The organism is Armatimonadota bacterium (assembly GCA_020354555.1).
GTDB lineage: Bacteria > Armatimonadota > Hebobacteria.
Window position 1 is genome coordinate 3,839,627 of sequence record CP070648.1, and the last position, 4,155, is coordinate 3,843,781.

Below are 4,155 nucleotides of genomic sequence, written 5' to 3' on the forward strand. Positions count from 1 at the left end.
CCACAGCGGAGCCGAAGTCTTCCCCCCAGCCAGAGTGAGGGCGCGGTGGCCCAAAGCTCTGCGGCGCCACACGCCGCCCTTTCAGTCCCGCTGAGCCGCTTCTCCCCGGTCAACGCCTGATGCACCGGTAATACACCTGGACTCTTCCGGACGAGGTTCGTTCGGGAGGTACCCCGCCGTCCCTTGCGTCCTTCCCTATGGAGTCTCGGCTATTGGAGTGGCAGCCCAGACTCCATGGGAACGGGATTCGTGAGCATGATCCTCTCGTCTGCGGGCCTTCCGGTGATGCACGAATCCCGGCAATGCACGAACCTCGATAGGTCAGCTATCCGGCGCGTCAGGGCTCGTCGTCGCGGGCGACACGCGCTGGTGAACCATGAGCGCGAGGAGCAATAGCATTGCTCCCATGAGGACGAACGGGAAGCGCAGCCCCGCGGCGGCGGCAAGCCAGCCTCCGAGCGACGGGCCCAACGCCATGCCCAGGGAGTTGGCTGAGGTGGTGAGGCCGTAGGTGCGCCCGAGGTAGCTGCGCGGGACGATGTTGGTGACGAGCGCGTTGACCGTCGGCGCCATGCCGCCGGCGGCGAACCCGAACAGGATGCGGATGGCGAGGAGCTGCCCGACGGTCCGGACGACGGCCTGCGGGAAGCAGAACAGGCCCGCGAGCGAGATGGTCAGGATGAGGACGCGGCGGTGCCCGAACCGGTCGCTGGATCTGCCGATGGTCACACTGGCGAGGGCGGCGACGATCCCGCCAATGGCGAGGAGCATGCCGGTGATTGAAGCGGCGCGCTCGGGGGTCTTCATCAAGCTCTCGACGAACAGCGGGAAGATCGGCCCGACGATGCTGCCGCTCAGGCTGAGCATGAAATAGACGAGGAGCAAAGTAACCACGCCGCGCAGACTGAGCAGGCCGCGGATGGACCCGGCGCCCATGGCCTCGTGGGGCTCCGGCCGCTTGAAGCGCTCGCGTGTGCCAAACAGCACGAGCAAGCCGCCGCAGAAGAGCAAGGCTCCGGTGACGGCGAACGGCACGCGATAGCCGAAGCGGTCGGCGACGGCGCCGCCGAGCCACGGCCCGACCGAGGCGCCGGTAAACACGGCCATCTGCATCAAGCCGAGGCTGTAGCCCATGCGGTTCTTAGGGGTGACGCTGGAGACGAGCGCGATCGAGGCGGGGACGGTGCCGGTGATGGTGCCCTGCAAGAAGCGGAGGGCAAGCAGTTGGTAAACGTTGCGGGCGAGGCCCATCATCCCCAGAACCACGGCGCCGCCGAACATGGCGCGCTGCACCATGAGCTTGCGGCCGTAGCGGTCCGCGACCATGCCCCACAGCGGGCCGGCGGCGGTCATCGTGATCCCGCCAGCGGTAGCGAGGAAACCCGCCCAAATGGGGACCACCCGATCGGGAACGCCCAGATCGCGGATGTAGAATGGGAAGAAGGGCATGACGAATGAGAAGCCTATGATGCAGAAGAGCTGCGCGACCCACGCGGCGTAGAGGGTCAGTCGCCAGCCGGGATCGCCGTCGGCGTCACCCGGCGGGTCGAGGGCGGGTTGCTCGTCCTCGAGTTTCGACGGCGGGGTGGGGTGTGTTTCCTCAGGTTCCACGTTCTACTTCAGTCCGCTGACAGATTCCGGGGCAGGCTGCGTTCGTGCGCCACGCACCGCCCTGCCCGGGTGGGTGACGCGCGGAACAGGACGATCACGGCTCTTGCATACTGAGGCAGGCCACAGCCCGCACCGGGGAGAGAGTCGCGCCGGAGATATCAAGCGCGACCGGGACAAACGGCACGTGCCGATTGACGCTCTACGGCGTTGTCTGTCTTCCGCAGTCGCAGGCGAATCTCCTGCCCCGACGCGACCGCGCGCAGGCGGCCGGCTTGTTCACATCGAAACATGTCCCTGGGGGAGATGCCGCCCGGCGCGGCGTGCTCGGGGTGAGCGTTGTCCGGTTCGGGGCCACGCGGCGGCACCGAGAACGGTCGAATCCGTGGGGCGATAGCACAAGGCGAACGGGAAAGAGACTGGACTACGGTCCATGCACGTGCCTCAATCGAAGCCGGCTTGTATAGTTGCTGCTGTTTTCCTGGGAGCGGTTGTGGGGCTATCCGGCTGCGGTCGGCAGAAGCCGCGACCGGCAGAGGCGTTCAGACCATCGCCAGCTCTCCTGGCAGCGCGCGAGGCGTGCGCCTCAGCCAACATCGTGATCTGCTGCGTTGACGCGGCGCGCGCGGATCACGTCGGCTGCTACGGCTACGGGCGGCCGACGACCCCGGAGATAGACGCGCTGGCGACCGAGGGCGTGCGGTTTGCCAACGCGGTAACTGACGCGACATACACGCTCGCGGCCGTCGCATCGCTGTTCACGGGTCAGTACCCCGACACCCACGGCGCCTCCGTGGTGAGGATGCGGATTCCGCTCGGCCTGACCACGCTGCCCGAGGCGTGCCGGGCGGCAGGGATGCGCACCGGCGTGTTGAGCGCGAGCGGCAATGTGATCAAGCCCCACGGCTTCGGCGACGGCGTGGACGACTTCGTGCGGGTGTACACGGGCAACCCGGAGGAAGGGCGCGTGCCGGACCTGCAGCGGGCGTGGCGCGAGTGGCTGGCGGGCGTCGGCGACGAGCGCTTCTTCATGTATGTCCACATCATGCCGCCGCACCATCCCTACGAACAGTCGGGGCAGTTTCAGGGCACCTTCGATCCGGATTATGCCGGCACACTGGGCCCGACGAGCGAGATCCTGTTCAAGCTCGATGCCGGCGAGATGCGGGCAAGCGAGCGCGACCTGCGCCACATCGTCGCGATGTACGATGAGGCGCTGAGATACGCCGATTGGGCGGTCGGAACGCTCGTCGGAGACCTGCGCGAGCGCGGCGTGCTGGATAATACGATCCTCGTCGTGTTTTCCGACCACGGCGAGGCGTTCGGCGAGCACGGGCGCTTCCTGCACTCCAGCACGGTGTACAACGAGCTGACGCACATTCTGCTGGCGGCCCGCCTGCCGTCCCGCGCGAAGGCGGCAGGGCGAACCGTGACCGGCTTTGCCCAGCTGAGCGACATCGCGCCCACTCTGGCGTCGCTGGCCGGGCTCGAACTGCCCGCGGAGCAGGTTCAGGGATTCGATCTCGCGCCCGAGATGTTCGGCGGGCGGGCAGTGAGACCGGCTGCCTTCTCGCGCTGCCTACGCGAACCGAAGCTGTTATGGTCAGCCGAGGTCGCCGGCGCAAAGGGGATCTTCGACGACACAGGGGACCTGATCGAGCTATACGACGTGAGCGAGGATCCGGGGGAGGAGAAGAACGTGATGCGCGAGCGCCGCGATCTGGCGCAGCGTGTCGCTGCCGTGTGGCGGGCGTGGGCGGCGCGACAAGCGCACCTCGGGGCCGCAGGCGAGGCGCCCACTCGGCGGGAGAAACTCGACAAGGATACCCGCGAGTGGCTGCGCTCGCTGGGCTACTTGCGATAGGCGGCGGCATCTCCCGGCGTTCGGGCCGGGCTCGCCGCGACGCGCCGCGCGCATTACAGCCGCGCGACGAGCACACGATCGAGCCCTGCGAGGTCGCGCTCAACGCGGGCGTCCGAGAAACTGTCTTCGGCGAGCGCGAGCACGGCCGGCGCCTGGCTCGCGCCGATCTCCATCACCACAGCCCCGCCGGGGAGCAAGTGCGGTGGAGCGTGCCGGATGAGCCGCCGGATGACCGCCAGCCCGTCTTCGCCGCCGTCCAAGGCGTGGCGCGGCTCGTAGTCGCGCACCTCGGGCATGAGGCCAGGGAACTCACCGGTGGCGACATACGGCGGGTTGGCAGCGATGACGTGGACCGGGTCGGATAACGGGTCGAGCAGGTCGCCGTGGAGGAGGCGGACGCGATCCTGCACGTTATGGCGGCGGGCGTTGGTCTCGGCGACTTCGAGCGCATCCCGAGACAAATCCATGGCGTAGACGATGGCGCGTTCGAGGTTGCAGGCGAGTGCGACCGCAATGCAGCCACTGCCGGTACCGACATCGGCGATGAGCGGCTCGTCGAATCCGCGCGCGGCGGCCAGGGCGTGCTCGACGACGTGCTCGGTCTCCGGCCGGGGCACGATGACCCGCGGATCCACGGCGAACTCCAGGCGATAGAACGCCGCGCGGCCGGTGTCATATGCAAG

3 protein-coding genes are annotated in these 4,155 nt (G+C 68.0%); 1 reads left to right on the plus strand and 2 read right to left on the minus strand.

The genetic code is table 11. The annotated features are described in order from the left end of the window. Positions 1-321: 321 nt before the first annotated feature. A complete protein-coding gene (locus JSV65_15700) occupies positions 322-1,611 on the minus strand; it encodes an MFS transporter (GenBank protein UCH33983.1) in 1,290 nt (429 codons plus the stop codon). A 595-nt stretch (positions 1,612-2,206) separates the two neighbouring features. Here JSV65_15700 and JSV65_15705 point away from each other — a divergent pair. Continuing rightward, positions 2,207-3,472, plus strand: a complete 1,266-nt coding sequence (locus JSV65_15705) for a sulfatase (protein ID UCH33984.1) — start codon at positions 2,207-2,209, stop codon at positions 3,470-3,472. Positions 3,473-3,525: 53 nt separating this feature from the next. Here the strand turns inward: JSV65_15705 and prmC are convergent. Then, positions 3,526-4,155 (minus strand): peptide chain release factor N(5)-glutamine methyltransferase (prmC, locus tag JSV65_15710; protein ID UCH33985.1); only part of this gene is annotated, 630 nt, incomplete at its 5' end.